This is a genomic window from Maribellus comscasis (assembly GCF_009762775.1).
Classification (GTDB): Bacteria; Bacteroidota; Bacteroidia; order Bacteroidales; family Prolixibacteraceae; genus Draconibacterium; species Draconibacterium comscasis.
In genome coordinates this window covers 4,304,831-4,320,571 of record NZ_CP046401.1, presented here as the reverse complement: position 1 = coordinate 4,320,571, position 15,741 = coordinate 4,304,831, and the positions used below count along the sequence as shown (strand labels likewise).

The 15,741-nt window shown below is 39.3% G+C and carries 15 protein-coding genes; 8 read left to right on the top strand and 7 right to left on the bottom strand.

Annotated features, from left to right (window positions below; genetic code table 11):
• Positions 1-50 precede the first annotated feature (50 nt).
• The 6 genes from GM418_RS17035 to GM418_RS17010 form a co-directional block, all read right to left on the bottom strand.
• Positions 51-1,589, bottom strand: coding sequence for an SLC13 family permease (locus tag GM418_RS17035; protein ID WP_158868449.1), 1,539 nt, complete (start codon positions 1,587-1,589; stop codon positions 51-53).
• Positions 1,590-1,771: 182 nt separating this feature from the next.
• Positions 1,772-2,164, bottom strand: coding sequence for a DUF302 domain-containing protein (locus GM418_RS17030; RefSeq protein ID WP_158868447.1), 393 nt, complete (start codon positions 2,162-2,164; stop codon positions 1,772-1,774).
• A gap of 104 nt (positions 2,165-2,268) precedes the next feature.
• Positions 2,269-3,069: an alpha/beta hydrolase family protein gene (locus GM418_RS17025; protein WP_158868445.1), complete on the bottom strand. Its 801-nt coding sequence runs from the start codon at positions 3,067-3,069 to the stop codon at positions 2,269-2,271.
• Between the two features lie 50 nt (positions 3,070-3,119).
• The gene (locus GM418_RS17020; RefSeq protein ID WP_158868443.1) at positions 3,120-3,512 is read right to left on the bottom strand and encodes a hypothetical protein; all 393 of its coding nucleotides are present in this window, start codon (positions 3,510-3,512) and stop codon (positions 3,120-3,122) included.
• Between the two features lie 41 nt (positions 3,513-3,553).
• Positions 3,554-4,915 carry an ATP-binding protein gene (locus GM418_RS17015; protein WP_158868441.1) on the bottom strand — a complete coding sequence of 454 codons (1,362 nt, stop codon included), beginning with the start codon at positions 4,913-4,915 and terminating at the stop codon, positions 3,554-3,556.
• 23 nt (positions 4,916-4,938) lie between these two features.
• On the bottom strand, positions 4,939-5,364 hold the full coding sequence (locus GM418_RS17010) for a DUF7793 family protein (RefSeq protein ID WP_158868439.1): 426 nt from the start codon (positions 5,362-5,364) through the stop codon (positions 4,939-4,941).
• Between the two features lie 132 nt (positions 5,365-5,496).
• On the opposite strand from GM418_RS17010, the gene GM418_RS17005 reads away from it, so the two are divergent.
• The 7 genes from GM418_RS17005 (at position 5,497) to GM418_RS16975 (ending at position 13,423) form a co-directional block, all read left to right on the top strand.
• Positions 5,497-5,847 (top strand): thermonuclease family protein, encoded by a 351-nt coding sequence (locus tag GM418_RS17005; protein ID WP_158868437.1) that lies wholly within the window; start codon positions 5,497-5,499, stop codon positions 5,845-5,847.
• A 199-nt stretch (positions 5,848-6,046) separates the two neighbouring features.
• Positions 6,047-8,266 (top strand): APC family permease, encoded by a 2,220-nt coding sequence (locus GM418_RS17000; RefSeq protein WP_158868435.1) that lies wholly within the window; start codon positions 6,047-6,049, stop codon positions 8,264-8,266.
• Entirely contained in the window at positions 8,266-9,330 is a 1,065-nt protein-coding gene (gene corA / locus GM418_RS16995; RefSeq protein ID WP_158868433.1) for a magnesium/cobalt transporter CorA, read from the top strand. Before GM418_RS17000 ends, corA begins: the two co-directional genes overlap by 1 nt.
• A gap of 44 nt (positions 9,331-9,374) precedes the next feature.
• A complete protein-coding gene (locus GM418_RS16990) occupies positions 9,375-10,292 on the top strand; it encodes an NAD-dependent epimerase/dehydratase family protein (RefSeq protein ID WP_158868431.1) in 918 nt (305 codons plus the stop codon).
• A gap of 51 nt (positions 10,293-10,343) precedes the next feature.
• Positions 10,344-11,243, top strand: a complete 900-nt coding sequence (locus tag GM418_RS16985; protein ID WP_158868429.1) for a mechanosensitive ion channel family protein — start codon at positions 10,344-10,346, stop codon at positions 11,241-11,243.
• A 4-nt stretch (positions 11,244-11,247) separates the two neighbouring features.
• Complete coding sequence (locus GM418_RS16980) at positions 11,248-11,982, top strand: 3-keto-disaccharide hydrolase (protein WP_158868427.1); 735 nt, start codon at positions 11,248-11,250, stop codon at positions 11,980-11,982.
• Positions 11,983-11,998: 16 nt separating this feature from the next.
• Entirely contained in the window at positions 11,999-13,423 is a 1,425-nt protein-coding gene (locus GM418_RS16975; protein ID WP_158868425.1) for a Gfo/Idh/MocA family protein, read from the top strand.
• A 208-nt stretch (positions 13,424-13,631) separates the two neighbouring features.
• Here the strand turns inward: GM418_RS16975 and GM418_RS16970 are convergent, their stop codons facing one another.
• Complete coding sequence (locus GM418_RS16970) at positions 13,632-14,819, bottom strand: Gfo/Idh/MocA family protein (protein WP_158868423.1); 1,188 nt, start codon at positions 14,817-14,819, stop codon at positions 13,632-13,634.
• Positions 14,820-14,998: 179 nt separating this feature from the next.
• Here GM418_RS16970 and GM418_RS16965 point away from each other — a divergent pair, with 179 nt between their 5' ends.
• Positions 14,999-15,727 carry an SDR family NAD(P)-dependent oxidoreductase gene (locus GM418_RS16965; RefSeq protein WP_158868421.1) on the top strand — a complete coding sequence of 243 codons (729 nt, stop codon included), beginning with the start codon at positions 14,999-15,001 and terminating at the stop codon, positions 15,725-15,727.
• Positions 15,728-15,741: the final 14 nt, after the last annotated feature.

The window sequence follows — 15,741 nt, the reverse complement described above, 5'->3', positions numbered from 1 at the left end:
GAACCTTTTATTTGAACTGTAAACAAACCAAATATATTCAGAACAGGCAACTAATTTTCAACACCGACTGCCCAATCAGGGAAAACTGTAACATCGATACCAAAAACGAGTGTTCCCCAAAAGTACATTACCAGTGTAGCAATAATAATTCCGGTTAAATTGAGTAAAATACCGGTTCTCACCATGTCTTTCACCCGAATCCGGTTGGTTCCAAAAATAATGGCATTGGGCGGTGTGGCAACAGGCAGCATAAAAGCCAACGAAGCTGCTAATGTGGCGGGAATCATAAGCAATAATGGATTTACTTTTATGGTCATGGCTAATCCGGCCAAAATGGGAAGAATCATTTCGGTAGTTGCCACGTTTGATGTAAGCTCGGTTAAAAAAGAAATCATGGTTACATCGGCCAGTGTTAATACAATGGGTTTTACATTGGCTAGTCCGGCCAGTTGCTCGCCAAACCAAACCGAAAGACCAGAATCGACAAAACCTTGCGCAAGGGCAAAACCGCCTCCAAACAGAAGCACAATTCCCCAGGGTATCTTTTTAGCAGTCTCCCAGTTCATTACCCGTTCGCCTTTTTCGGTTTTTGACGGAATCATAAAAAGTAACAACGCAATAAAAATAGCCACAGTACCATCGTTAATAAAAGAAGGGGTTTTAAACAATTTTGACCAACCGGGAATTTCAACCGACTGAATAGAAAAACCTGCCCTGAAAATCCACAAAAAAGCGAGAAGAACAAAAAGGACAAGAACAATTTTTTCTTCCGGTTTTGATTTGCCAAGTGCCTGATATTCTTTTTTGAATTCCGTTATTTGCAAATCATCCCAACGTTCTTTGGGTTTGTACATTAGAAACAATAATAACCAAGCCGCCAAAAATACAAGCACGGTAACAGGTACAGCAAAAATAAACCAGTCGGCAAATGAAATCTCCGGCATCCCGGGGAAAATAATATTCACAATTCGCGCGAACGACAGATTCGGAGGTGTTCCAACCAAGGTTGTAATTCCACCAATTGAAGCGGAATATGCAATCCCGAGCAGCAGCCCAATGTTGTATTTCCCGGTTTTTTCTTTTCCCAGACTTTCCTCCAACTTTAATATTATTGATAACGCAATAGGAACCATCATCATTGCTGTGGCGGTGTTCGACATCCACATTGACAGAAATGCGGTGGCAAGCATAAAACCCAATAAAATACGCCCCGGACTTATGCCAAAAAGAATCAGTATTCGTAAAGCAATACGTCGATGCAGATTCCAGCGCTCCATGGCAAAAGCCATCAAAAAGCCACCAATAAAGAGAAAGATAAGATGGTTAAAATACATCGACGAAACAACCTTTCCGTCGACCACACCAAAAAGCGGAAAAAGCGCTACCGGGATTAAAGCCGTTGCAGCAAGAGGAATTGCTTCAGTAATCCACCAAACCGCCATTAAAAGAGCGATGGCAAAAGTGTAAGTCACTTTTTTATTTTCCGGATCGAGGTCGGCAAATAAAATAATCAATAAGCTTAGCAACGGTGCTGCAACAAGTGCAATCTGCTGCACACGTCCGTTTTTTTTCTTAAGTGGTTTTGGCATGCCAGACAGGTATAGGTTTTAGTTATGGTGAATAAAAGCCTTATACTTTCAACTGGCATTAAATGTAACAAAAGTATAGCGGAATGCAATACAATTCATTTCTAATAAAAAAGTAAAAATCGGGTTGGAACACAAAAACTCCTGGTAAAAATGGTTAGCAATCAAAGGTTGTTTTTTGTCATTCAGCCAAGGTTTTCAATTACCTTTTTTAATTTTTGCTGAATTTCTGTGGCAACACCGCCAAGTGATTCATTTTGCACCGAACTCATTGAAGCAACCGGATCTACAGCCGAAACCTCAACATCGCCGTTTTCATTTTCCTGAACAATTACATTACAGGGAAGAAAAACACCGATTTTATCTTCTGCCGTTAAGGCCTGATAAGCATGTTTAGGACTGCATGCCCCTAAAATTTTGTACTTTTTAAAATCAACATTCAGCTTCTTTTTTAATGTTTCGCCAACATTAATCTCAGAAAGTACTCCGAAACCTTCTTTTTTTAACTCATCGGTAACTAACTCTGCTGCCTCTTCAAAACTTTTACCAGCAACTACTTTACTAAAATAATAACTCATAGTATATCAGTTTTTAAGTTTATACAATGTACTCAAACAACAAACAAATTAAACTCATGTTCAAATAAAGAACTAAACATTATTGATGTACCAGTAAAAGAAATCTATTTCCTGTTGATGGTATTCTTTAAAATAAAATCGACCAGTGGTTTGGGATCCTGCAGACTGTGCGGGTGGTGCCCTACCCCTTCTTTTAAAATCAGCTCAACTTTGCCTCCTGCATCCTCAAACTTTTCTACCAATTTCTCAGTATTTTCAGAATAAGGAACTACTTTATCAGCTAATCCGCAAACGTGAATAGCGGGAATATTTGCTTTTGCGATTTTTACCGCGTTGTTAATCGGAATTCCCTTAAAATCCAAAACCGATTTTTCATCCAAATCATAGGCCTCTAAACAAGCTTCCCAATCCGGCTCACTGCCAATTCCACCATATAATCCGCCTGGCCAGCTTCTGATATCGCACACCGGAGCATCTGCATAAATACACGCAACCTTCTTTGTGTTTTGCGAAGCCCAATTATAAACAATCAGGCCACCACGGCTCATTCCTTCTAAAACCGCTTTGCGATTTAGATGATATTCTTTTCGAAGGAACTTATAAAAACCGTTCCATAATGCAACAGCCTCGTCATTTCCGTACAAACCGGAAACATCGACATAAACTACGTGAAATCCTTCTTCCAGAAGGGCTTTGTCCAATTGTGGTTCGTGACTCCAAAAACGGGCCCGCCAGACCCAATATTTTCCGTCGTTACTTTTCTTCGGAAAAACAATTTTTGCATCGTGTCCCCGAAATGAAAATTCCTTACACTCCCAGCCTTCAAAACTATTTTCCTGACTAAATATTTGAGATGAATAAAACAAGCTGAATAAAATGATAAACAGGAAAGAAAGAATTTTCATTGGAATTTGATTTACAGGTTTCAGAAAAGCAAATGGTTAATTCGACTTCATCAGTCCGGCGAAGTTACCCATTTTTTTGCATCATCGGTACTTGTAAAAGCCTTCATTTTCATTCCGGCTAATTCACAGTAAATAGTGATTAATTTTGCTATAATATTCAGATTTTGTCTGGTTATAAGAGCCACTTTTTCCTTAAATGTTTCTTTCAGGAGTTTTAGTGTATCAACAATTCCCATTAACTCATCATAACTCGGATGGTAATCCATTTCGATCAGATTTATAATCAATTTGAAATGAGATTTAATTTCCGGATTATTTATTAAACTTTGGATAGCTTCAGTTAGATTGTAATAGTCGGTAACGCCAACACATCGCGCTATACAAATCGAATCCTCAACATTACATTTGAATTCGAAACTGGGTGTATCCTGACTTTGAGCCATTAAGTTGCTTCTGGTTTTTTTCTTCAAAAAAGTAAACAAACTTAATCATTATTTTTGACATACATGTACCTTTCCAGCACCTCAAACAGCTCCTCTTTTACTATAGGTTTTGTTATATAATCGTCGACGCCAGCTTGTTTGGCATTTTCAATTTCACGAGCTGAAGTGTAAGCAGACTGAGCAATGACAGGCAACTCCGGATAAATTTGTTTTATTTTTCTCGTTGCTTCCAATCCATTTAATACAGGTAATTTTACATCCATAAAAACCAAATCTACGGGATAGTTCCTTTTACATAAATCTATTGCCTCCTCACCATTTGAAGCCTGAATAATGTGAATGTCTCTGTTTATCTTTTTTAATAATGTTTCCAAATAAAGAAGATTTACTTCTTCGTCCTCGGCAATGATAATTTTAAATTTGTTGTTGAGTTCTGCAGTTCCGGTCTTATTATCATCAACTTGCTTATTTACGTGTTTAAAAGGAATTGACAGATAAAATGTTGAACCGCTCCCTTCCTTTGAAGTGACTCTTATTTCCCCACCGAGTAAAGCTGCATTTTCACTGGCAATGGCTAATCCAAGCCCTAAGCCTCCTGACTTTCTTGAAAGTTTACTATCGACCTGTGAAAATCTTCCGAATATACTCTTTTGTTTTTCTTTATTAATTCCGATTCCGGTATCCTTTACATAAAACTCAATTTCAGCATCGTTACAAACATAGCCAAATTCAATGTGTCCTGAATTTGTAAATTTCAATGCATTTTCCAACAAATTACACAAAATTTTACTCAGTTTCAATCGATCGGTATAGGCGTTACTGAATTCGTCGGGCAAAGCTCTTTTTAAATAAATAGGAATTTTACTTTCTTTTGATTTGAGGTTAAAAATATTAAACAGCTCAATCATAAAGTCGTTTATATTCACCACCTGTTCATTCAGTTTCACCTGCTTGGTTTCCAGCCTCGAAATCTCAAGGATGTCATCAATAATACGCAGTAACTGATTACTGCTGTTTACAATTATTTGAGTATAATTCTTCCTTGTTTCTGTAGAAATGTCATCTTCATTTAAAAGATTGGCAAATCCAATTATGCCGTTCATCGGGGTTCGTATCTCGTGTGATAAATTGGAAATAAAAATTGATTTTAAACGATTACTCTCCTCAGCGGCCTTTTTTGCCTCCTCAAGTTGTTTGTTTAAGCGTTTAATTTTTTTGTTCTCTTTCTCAATCTTTTTCGAGGATCCAATGTCATCAACCATCAAATTGAATCCCATCGCCAAAGCGTCCAAATGATCATTCTTCTCTGAAAGCGGAACCTGAACGGAGTAGTCACCGCGAGCTACCTTCATTAAAGCACCAATCAATTCCTCAATTCGTTCTATATCTGGTCTATCTTTCAATTTACTTGATTTTATATAAAACGTCAATCGTTATTTATCGTACCATTCATTTGAGTCAACCATACAAGGGCTTCCTCCCGACGGTTAAAGAACCTGAAATTCTTTTTTCCTGATGCCCCCATAATAAAAGTTGCCAGAACCTTTGCAACCGGATGCAGACCATACAAAGCCACAAACGATGTTCTCTCCTGGCTATTCATTTCAATCCACGTAGCTCTGGCTTTTTTGGAGTTCTTACCACATCGGTTTAAATCAATAAGATAATTTATTTTCCCTGTTACCGGCGCCGCCAGTTGCTCGCATACCTTCTTTAGGGCCAAAGCAAGTTCATCCGTTTGATCGCCGACTGCCTCTACAAGAATAGTGTTTGGATTCATTAGGGAAGTGATGTTATTTCCAACCAAATATTCGTTTTCCGAAATTTTGGAAATCTTAATCTGTTCTTTCATATTAACTCGAACAAAGTATCAAATATAAATATTTTTTCACTGAAATACAGGGGCTTAAATAACAAAAATCAACTCTGCTTGTTAGTAAAAAACAAAAAAATACCTTAACTTTTATATTTAAATTAATGTGCCATGTATCAGTATAAAGCTACAGTAAAAAGGATTGTTGACGGAGACACGCTTGATGTTGTTATCGATTTGGGATTTAAAATCACCACAAATCAACGTATTCGGCTCGCGAATATCAATACTCCTGAAACTTATAATGTAAAAAAAGATTCGGACGAATACTCCAGAGGAATGGAGTCTAAAATTTTTGTGGAACAAAGAATTGCCGCAAATAACTTTGAAGTAATTATTGAAACAGACAAGGATGTGGGTAAGTATGGTCGTTACATCGGAACAATAAGACTGGCAGACAATGAAATTACATTAAACGATGAATTGGTCAAAATGGGTTTGGCAGAATATGCGAAATACTAAAGCCAGACAAGCTGTTTGATTTTTCAGTCTTTATTTTTTGCAAATTTTATCATTCGGCTCAATGCCAGTTACTATAAGGATTCTGAACCCCTCTTTATAGATTAATTCAAGAATAAATATGGTGAAATTGACCTTATTTATTAGCAAATCTGTTTTCATTTTTTTAACTTTCTTACATAATATTTGATTAAAATTCAGAATGAATAATAATCCCAAAAAATTTGGAACAGCTCCGGTATTTTTTACGGCTATTTCTACCATTTTAGGAGCAATTCTGTTTTTGCGCTTTGGCTACGCAGTGGGAACGCTGGGTTTCTGGGGAGTGATACTAATTATCTTTTTAGGTCATCTTGTCACTATTCCAACAGCTTTAGCCATTTCGGAAATTGCCACAAACAAACGTGTTGAAGGTGGAGGAGAATACTTTATTATTTCACGCTCCTTTGGATTAAATATTGGTGCAACAATCGGGATCGCCTTGTTTATGTCTCAAGCTATAAGTGTTGCGTTTTACGTTATTGCCTTTACCGAATCCTTTGAATTTCTGTTTAACTTTCTGCAGGAAAAGTACAACTTTGCTTTACGCAGGCAAGTAATCAGCTTGCCTGTTATGGCTTTGCTGGCCATTTTAATCATCAAAAAAGGAGCCAATCTTGGTGTAAAAGCTTTGTATTTTGTTGTCGCCATTTTGCTGGTTTCCCTGGTTTTATTTTTTCTCGGAACAACAGGGCATGCTGATTCAACAACATACAGTCTTTCGCATGCTGAATTAAGAAACCCGCAAGACTTTTTTATTGTCTTTGCCATTATTTTTCCTGCATTTACAGGAATGACGGCCGGAGTCGGACTTTCAGGCGATTTGAAAAAACCTTCCCGCGCTATTCCGCTTGGAACAACACTGGCAACCATTTCAGGAATGATTATTTACTTTTTTATTGTTTACAAACTGGCCAAATCGGCGCCCGTTGAAGACTTGATTGAGCACCAGTTAATAATGAGCAAAATTGCTGTGGGGGGGGCAATTGTTATTCCTCTTGGCCTTGCTGCCTCAACAATTTCGTCGGCATTAGGTTCGGTTATGGTAGCTCCACGAACATTGCAGGCATTGGCGCTCGACCATGCTTTCCCATCTAAAAAAGTGAACCGCTGGCTGGCTGCAGCAAATGTAAAAGATAACGAGCCTAAAAATGCTTCTGTTGTAACGGCTGTGATTGCGTTTATCTTTGTTGCACTTGGCGATGTTAATGCCGTTGCCACTATTATTTCCATGTTTTTTATGGTTACTTATGGTTCGCTCTGTCTGATTTCTTTTCTGAACCATTTTGGCTCATCGCCTTCCTACAGGCCTTCATTTCGGTCGAAATGGTATATCTCACTCACCGGTTTTCTGGTTGCTGTGTGGGTGATGTTTAAAATAAATACGCCTTACGCACTACTCTCATTTGCTGTTATTTCTTTAATTTATATTTATATTAATCACTACCACAAATACCGAAAAGGATTTGCCTCCATTTTTACCAATGCCCTTTTCCAGTTAAACCGAAACCTTCAAATTCTGATTCAAAATAAAAACAGTAAAAAAACACATAAAGAGTGGCGTCCCAGTGCCATCTGCATTTCGAAAGACTCTTTTAAACGCGACAAAGCATTTCTGTTGCTCAACTGGATTGCCTTCAAATATGGTTTTGGAACCTATTTGCATCGTATCGAAGGTTACTATTCAAAATCCACTGTTCAAACAGCAAAAAATGAATCTGAACGACTGCTTTCGATGTTTAGCGACGTGGGAAACCATGTATACATCGACACGCTTATTTCGCCATCATACACCTCTGCAATTGCTCAGGCCATACAAATTCCAGGTATTGCCGGCATGGAAAATAACATGATTATTTTTGAGTACGACAAAGATAATCCCGATAATCTGGAAGATATAATCGACAATTTCTCGTTGGTAAACTCAGGCGATTTTGACATCTGTATTTTAGCGAGCAGCGGGAAATCCATTCCGTTTAAAAATGGGATCCATGTCTGGATAAATTCGCTGGATTCTGAAAATGCAAACCTGATGATTCTTTTGAGTTTTATCATTTTAGGTCACCCGGACTGGAAGAAAGGGTACATCCAGATTTTTGAAATTTGTTTGCCCGAAAGAATGGAAGAAACCCGCCAAAAGATGAAAGAGCTGGTAAATTCCGGACGCCTGCCAATTACAGCAAAGAACATAAAAATCATTCCACAGGAGCCAAATGTTTCAAGAAAAGCAATCATCAATCAATATTCTGAAAAAGCCGGTTTAACGTTAATTGGCGTCCGCGAGGAGTTGGTTAAACACGAAAAGGAAAAACTATTTGAAGGATACGATACAATTGGAACAACCCTGTTTGTTCATTCCAAATATCAAAAGGAGATTGAATAATGGCACGATTTTTAAAAAGCCGCAAAAGTTCGCATGGTGCTTCACCCGGTTCACTGATTTTTATCGGGAACAGAAAAATGGAAAAATCAGAGATCCATTTAATAGCATACAACAAAGAAACACTTATTGAGAAACAGATTGATAACCTGGATGAAATACAAAATGGTCTTCCCGATGAATCGGTTTTATGGATAAACATATATGGTTTACAAGACACACAACTCATTGAAAAAATTGGTGAAAAATTTACCATCCCGCCACTTGAACTGGAAGACATATTAAACACAGACCAGCGTCCAAAAATTATTGAAAATGAAAACAACCTCACCGTTTTTCTGAAAGTTCTGGAATACGATCAGGAAAATACCCGGGTCGCAGGAGATCATATTTCAATGGTAGTGGGGAACAATTATGTAATAACGTTCCAGGAACGGGTAGCACGTTATTTTGAACCGGTGCGCGAGCGTATCAGGAACAATAAAGGAAGAATCAGAAAAACCGGCCCGGATTATCTGGCATATGCTTTAATTGATACCCTGGTAGATGGATATCTTCAAAGTATTGAAAATTTGGGAGCCGTTATTGAAAATATGGAAGAAGAAGTATTTACGGAAACCAGAAAAGAAATTGTTCAGAAAATTTACCGGCTCAAAATGAATGTCAGTTTTATTCGCAAAAGCGTTTTCCCTTTAAAGGAAATGATGCTCGTCCTAAATAAAACCGAATCAAAATTTATCCAGAAAAAAACATACTCTTTTTTTAAAGATTTACTCGATTTGTCGACGCAGGCAATGGAAGCTGTGGATATATACTACAACATGACCAACGACTACCTTAATATTTACCACGCAAATGTGGGAAATCGAACAAATGATGTGATGAAAGTACTCACCATTTTTGCATCGATATTTATTCCCCTCACTTTTATTGCAGGAGTATACGGAACTAATTTTGACTTTTTGCCCGAGTTGCATTTCAAATACAGCTATTTTATTATGCTTGGTCTGATGGTGGTTATTGCGGGGGCTATGTTGTACTATTTCAAACGAAAAGACTGGCTTTAAAAACAGAATCAAAAAAATAAAAACTATAATTTAATAATTAAGCAATGCAAGTAATTTTAGGATCAGGAGGTGCAATAGGAGTTGACCTTGCACATGAAATAAAAAAATACGATAAAAAAGTACGTCTAGTAAGCCGAAACCCTCAAAAAATAAATGATGACGACGAGCTTTTTCCCTGCGACCTGACAAATAACGACGAAGTTGAAAAAGCGGTTCAGGGAGCAGATGTTGCTTACCTGGTAGTAGGCCTACCTTATAAAGCAAAAGTATGGCAGAAATTATGGCCGCTGGTGATGCAAAATGTTATTTCGGCCTGTAAAAAACATAAAACAAAACTGGTCTTTTTCGACAATATTTACATGTACAACCCGGAAGCACTAAATCCGATGACCGAAGAAACAGAAATCCGGCCATCGAGCAAAAAAGGAAAAGTACGGGCCCAAATCGCTCAGATGATTTTAGACGAAGTAGCTGCCGGAAATATCGAAGCTTTGATTGCACGTTCAGCCGATTTTTACGGCCCGGCTATCAATAATGGCGCTTTAAACGAAACCGTGTTCAAAAATCTTAAAGCAGGAAAAAAAGCCATCTGGTTTTGTAGCTTAAACACCAAGCACAATTATACCTACACACCCGATGCAGCCAAAGCAACAGCGCTTCTCGGCAACACCCAAAATGCATACGGACAGGTTTGGCATTTGCCCACTGCCGGGCCGCATACAGGAAAAGAGTGGATAGAAATGGTTGCCTCTGAAACCGGTGTAAAACCGAAATTTCAGGTAGCCTCAAAATTCCTGATTTCTGTTATGGGATTGTTTAATCCAGTTATGAAAGAACTTGTTGAAATGTTGTATCAATACGATAGGGATTATGTTTTCGACAGTTCGAAATTTGAAACTGTTTTTAAAATGAAAGCCACTCCCGTAAAAATTGCAATCAAAGAAATTGTGAAAGCGGGTTAAAATAAAAATATTTCGTAACTTCCTCTGCTACTTTTTAAAGCGTTTTAAACAATGGATGCCATTCGCACCTATTTAACAGAAACCACCGGATTAACCCACGAAAGCCTTAATAAAATAATATTGTCGCTTATTATTATTTTTATTTTGTGGCTTTTGCGTTTAATCATTCTGCGAATTGTCTGGCGTCAAACAAAAAATGTAAAAACACGCTACCAGTGGAAGCGGTCTATTTCTATGATTATTCCGTTTATCGGAATTATTTTGGTGGGCAGTGTCTGGGTACAGGCTTTTCGCCAGTTTGGAGCTTTTCTTGGTCTGTTTTCGGCAGGTTTGGCAATTGCATTAAAAGACCCGCTGACCAATCTTGCGGGATGGTTTTTTATCATGTTTCGAAAACCTTTTATTGTTGGCGACCGGGTGCAGATTGGAGAACATGCCGGAGACGTGATTGATATCCGGCTTTTTCAGTTCACCATTCTTGAAATTGGCAATTGGGTGGAGGCCGACCAAAGTACAGGAAGAATAATTCATTTGCCCAACGGAAAAGTGTTTATGGAAGCCCAGGCCAATTACAGCACCGGCTTTGAATTCATCTGGAATGAAATAAAAGTAACCCTCACTTTTGAAAGCAACTGGGAGAAAGGGAAAAACATTCTTCAGCAAATTATAAATGAACATGCCGAACATATCAGCAAAGATGCTGAAAAAGAAATATTTAAGGCAAGCAGAAACTATATGATTTATTACCATCATCTTACACCGATTGTATACACTAGAGTAAAAGATGTTGGTGTGCAACTTACGATTCGCTATCTGTGTAATCCAAGAAAACGAAGAGGATCGGAAAACGAAATCTGGCAAAACATTCTGCTACAATTTAAAAATCACGATGACATTCAATTTGCTTATCCAACAACCCGTTTTTATAAATATGGTGAAGAAAAAAATTAAACAAATGAAACAAAAAAAACTATCCGGATTAGCTGCTGTAGTTTTATTGACTATTTTGTCCATACAATTTTCAGTCGCACAATCGCACAACCAGCTTTCACAAAAAGAAAAAGCAGAAGGATGGCAACTCCTTTTTAACGGAAAAGACTTTACCGGATGGCGGGGAGTAAATAAAGATGTTTTCCCGGCAAAAGGCTGGGCAGTGAAAAACAACACGATAACCTGCACAGGTGAAGATGGTGGAAGTATCATTACAAAAGAAAAATTTGGAGATTTTGAACTCTCGTGGCAGTGGAAAATGGTTTCGCCTGCAGCCAATTCAGGTATCAAATACTTTGTTGCAGAAAGAGAAGGAGATACCGGTGGTTATGGTTATGGAATCGAGTACCAGTTACTCGACGACCCGGAATATATAAAATCGGGGCAAATGAAAACCAACGATTTTCATACCACCGGCGCTGCCTATGAATTGTATCCTCCATCGCCCGATAAAAAAACAAAAAAAATGGGCGACTGGAACAGCAGTAGGATCGTTTCAAAAAACGGGAAAGTTGAACACTGGTTAAATGGTAAAAAAGTTTTGGAATACGACCGATTCAGTAGCAGCTTCGAAGAAAAAGTAGCGGCCAGTAAGTTTAAAGATGTTACCAATTTTGGACAGCATACAGAAGGACACATTTTATTACAGGATCACGATAGCGAAATCTATTTCAGAAATATCAAATTAAAAAAACTATAACTTACTAACTCAACTTATGGAACGACGGAAATTTATAAAAACAACAGCGGCCGGTAGTTTGGCGGTGTCAACTGTACCTACAATCCTCACCGGCAATCGATGGAAAGGCGCTAACGACAGGGTAAATGTGGCTGTTATTGGAGTCAGGGGAATGGGACAAAATCATATTCAGGAATACCAGAAACTTGAAAACGTAGAAGTAGCTGCGCTCTGCGATGTGGACCAAAACCTTTTTGCCGAGCGAATAAAAAAACATTTTACGGATAAGGACTTGAAGGCCCCGCAACTTTACTCCGACATGCGAAAATTGTTTGAAAACAAAAACATCGATGCTGTTTCAGTAGTAACGCCCAATCACTGGCATTCGCTTGCTGCCATTTGGGCCATCCAGGCAGGGAAACATGTTTCAGTTGAAAAACCTTGTTGCCATAACATTTATGAAGGACAAAAACTGGTAGAAGCTGCAAAGAAGTATGATGTAATTGTTCAGGATGGTGCCGAACAACGAAGCAATCCATGTGCCATTTCAATGGCCGATTATCTCCACTCGGGCAAACTGGGCGAGGTATATATGGCCAAAGGTTTGTGTTTTAAATGGCGCGACTCAATTGGCAGTTATCCTGACGGGCCAATGAAAAAAGACGAACAATTTGCTTTTACAGTGGGAAGTAAAAATTATGTTACACCCTATACCAAAGAATATTTATCAAAAGTTGATTATAATATGTGGCTGGGGCCAACACCTGAGTTACCTTTTAACCGAAACCGCTTTCACTACAACTGGCACTGGAACTGGCTTTACGGAAACGGAGATATGGGAAATCAGGGCGTTCACGAAATGGATATCGCCCGCTGGGGACTGGGGGTAAAACTTCCCGCCAAAATAAGTTCAATTGGCGGTCATTTTGTTTTTAACGATGCACAAACCACTCCCAATGACCAGATAACGGTTTTTGAATTTCCAAATCCTGATGGTAGCGGCGATAAAAAGAAAATCTTACAATTTGAAGTGCGCCATTGGATGACCAACCGGGAGTTGGCAAGCAAAGCAGGCGAGACCGGCAATACTTATATGGTGAGCGATACTAACGAAATTGGAAATCTGTTTTATGGTTCAGATGGTTTTATGAGCAAAACCGTAAACAACTGGCGGGTTTTTGAAGGACAAAAGCGAGAAACGGGAGCGTCGGGTGACGGATTGGGCAACCACTACCAGAATTTTATTCATGCTATTCGGGCCAATGATCAAAAACTGGCAAAAGCAGATATCGAAGAAGGTTTTTACAGTTGTGCGCTCATTCACCTCGGGAATATTTCTTACCGTTTGGGAAGAACACTGGAGTTTGACCCGGAAACGATGAAATTTATAAACGATCCGGAAGCAGATACAATGCTTACGCGCGAATACCGTGAACCGTTTGTGGTGCCGGAACACGTTTAAGTGCAGGCCGGCTTATGCCTAAAACAGAATAACCGGAAATATTGCTCCCGCAAAAAATGCGGTTTGACACGGTGGCATGATGCCATTGTCTGCGCGGAAGAAAAAGCCGGCTTTTAAGATTTATCCATTGCTTTCCCGGAGCAAAGGGAAGCTTTTAAGATTTGTTGATTGCGGTTGAAAAATAATTTCTATTTGCAAATTCCCACAATTAAATATCTTTCTCAATTATCTCACCACCCGCTTTTTCTTTCAGAATCACCTTTTTACGTCCGTCGGGCAAAATTTCCTCTTTTACCAGCCAATGGTTTTCGTCGTATTCAACAAAAGCCGAAAGCGGTTCCACCTCATCCAATCCGCGCCACTCCTTTATTTCTACCGGCTCCCACTTTTTGGTTTTGACTGATTTGTAGCAGGCATCCATAATCGCATTTACAACATAACCGTCGTAAAAATCCTCGATCGGTTTTTTCCCTTGTTCAATAGCATTAAACATATCGGCAAACATGTCGTTATATCCCAACTCATGTACTTCATCACCCACAGGAAATAACCAGCCCGAATCAGATTCAGCCTTTTCTGCCACATATCCCTTTTTCCCCGGAGCAGAAAACATTTCAAAACCGGTGCGCAGGAAATTATCCAGCCGGATGGAGCCATCCACACCGGCCACTTCATCCTTCAATTCCATTCCTCCACGAAAACACCAACTCACCTCAAATTGTCCGATGGCTCCATTCTGATATTTTACCAAACCAATGGCATGATCTTCAGCAGCGATAGGTTTTACCTGCGTGTCGGCCCAGCAAACCACTTCCACAGGACGAATATTTTTCCCGATAAAACTCCTTCCGATTTCAATACAATGGCATCCCAAATCGATAATGGCTCCCCCACCCGATTTTTCCGGATTCCAGAACCAGTCGCTGTGCGGACCGGGATGTGCTTCACGTGAACGCACCCATAACACTTTCCCGATAGCACCATTTTCTACTGAAGCGTGTGCCTTCAGATGTTTGGGTGAATAGACCAAATCCTCTAGATAACCATGAAAAACACCCGCCTGTTCTACTTTTTGTAAAATCTCCCACGCCTCTCTCCCATTTCTGCCCAGCGGTTTGGTGCATAAAACAGCTTTGCCCGCGTCCGCAGCGGCGAAAATTGCTTCCTTATGCAAATCGTTCGGTAAACCTACTACCACTACATCTACTTCAGGATCTGAAACAGCTTCCTGTAAATTGGTGGTCCACCTGGGAATATTATTCTCTTTGGCAAATTTCGCCCCTCTTTCTTCCGAGCGTGAGTAAACCGAAACGACTTTGTCGCGACTGCGCAGCCCGTGAAGTGACATCGTATAAAATGTACCGATTAATCCGGTACCTAACATTGCTATATTCATTTACTCTGATTTAATTTGTTTAAAGTTACAAATTGCATTTTTGTTGTAAAAGTTTGTGTGAACTTTGAGCTACGCGACGCTTTCAACTGAAAGTTTTTCTTAGATTTTATAATCCAGGGAACACTTACTTTGATTTCGTTGTTTAGGTTTATAAAAAAATGAAATAAATCAAAAACGTTATGGCACGGATATTTATTACCGGCTCAGCAGATGGACTGGGACAGATGGCGGCTAAGATGTTGGTTAATCAGGGGCACCAGGTGGTGCTGCATGCACGAAATCAAAAACGCGGCGAAGAGGCGCTGAAAAAGGTTCCCGGCGCGGAAAACGTTTTGACGGCTGATTTGTCAGATATGGAAGAGACAAAACAGTTAGCTGAAAAAGTAAATGTCCTGGGTCGTTTTGATACAATTATTCATAATGCCGGAGTGTACCAGGTAAGCGGTGATCTGATTTTTGCGGTAAATACTCTCGCACCATATATTCTTACATGTCTCATTCAAAAACCAAAACGTTTGGTGTATCTCAGTTCAGGTATGCATCTGAGCGGAGACTACGGCCTTAAAAATATGGAAAGTGGTCGTGTAAGTTACTCCGATTCAAAACTACACGGTGTAATCCTGTGTATGGCCACTGCCCGCAAATGGTCCGATGTATACTCCAACGCGGTGGACCCGGGATGGGTGCCCACTAAAATGGGGGGACCCGGTGCGCCCGGCAACCTTCAGAAAGGATTTGAAACACAGGTGTGGCTCGCAGTGAATAACGATGAAGAGGCCAAAGTAAGCGGCTGCTATTTTTACCACAAAAAACAAAAATACCATGTACCTGAAGCGACTAATGTTCAAGTTCAGGAACAATTTCTAAATCTGTGTAAAAAAATTACAGGAGTTGGTTTTCCTGAATAATAAGTCAAAAAATT

Excerpts from the sequence above, each read along its gene's own strand:
- GM418_RS17035 (WP_158868449.1), bottom strand. The coding sequence starts at position 1,589 with ATGCCAAAACCACTTAAGAAAAAAAACGGACGTGTGCAGCAGATTGCA.
- GM418_RS17030 (WP_158868447.1), bottom strand. The coding sequence starts at position 2,164 with ATGAGTTATTATTTTAGTAAAGTAGTTGCTGGTAAAAGTTTTGAAGAG.
- GM418_RS17025 (WP_158868445.1), bottom strand. The coding sequence starts at position 3,069 with ATGAAAATTCTTTCTTTCCTGTTTATCATTTTATTCAGCTTGTTTTAT.
- GM418_RS17020 (WP_158868443.1), bottom strand. The coding sequence starts at position 3,512 with ATGGCTCAAAGTCAGGATACACCCAGTTTCGAATTCAAATGTAATGTT.
- GM418_RS17010 (WP_158868439.1), bottom strand. The coding sequence starts at position 5,364 with ATGAAAGAACAGATTAAGATTTCCAAAATTTCGGAAAACGAATATTTG.
- GM418_RS17005 (WP_158868437.1), top strand. The coding sequence starts at position 5,497 with ATGTATCAGTATAAAGCTACAGTAAAAAGGATTGTTGACGGAGACACG.
- GM418_RS17000 (WP_158868435.1), top strand. The coding sequence starts at position 6,047 with ATGAATAATAATCCCAAAAAATTTGGAACAGCTCCGGTATTTTTTACG.
- corA (WP_158868433.1), top strand. The coding sequence starts at position 8,266 with ATGGCACGATTTTTAAAAAGCCGCAAAAGTTCGCATGGTGCTTCACCC.
- GM418_RS16990 (WP_158868431.1), top strand. The coding sequence starts at position 9,375 with ATGCAAGTAATTTTAGGATCAGGAGGTGCAATAGGAGTTGACCTTGCA.
- GM418_RS16985 (WP_158868429.1), top strand. The coding sequence starts at position 10,344 with ATGGATGCCATTCGCACCTATTTAACAGAAACCACCGGATTAACCCAC.
- GM418_RS16980 (WP_158868427.1), top strand. The coding sequence starts at position 11,248 with ATGAAACAAAAAAAACTATCCGGATTAGCTGCTGTAGTTTTATTGACT.
- GM418_RS16975 (WP_158868425.1), top strand. The coding sequence starts at position 11,999 with ATGGAACGACGGAAATTTATAAAAACAACAGCGGCCGGTAGTTTGGCG.
- GM418_RS16970 (WP_158868423.1), bottom strand. The coding sequence starts at position 14,819 with ATGAATATAGCAATGTTAGGTACCGGATTAATCGGTACATTTTATACG.
- GM418_RS16965 (WP_158868421.1), top strand. The coding sequence starts at position 14,999 with ATGGCACGGATATTTATTACCGGCTCAGCAGATGGACTGGGACAGATG.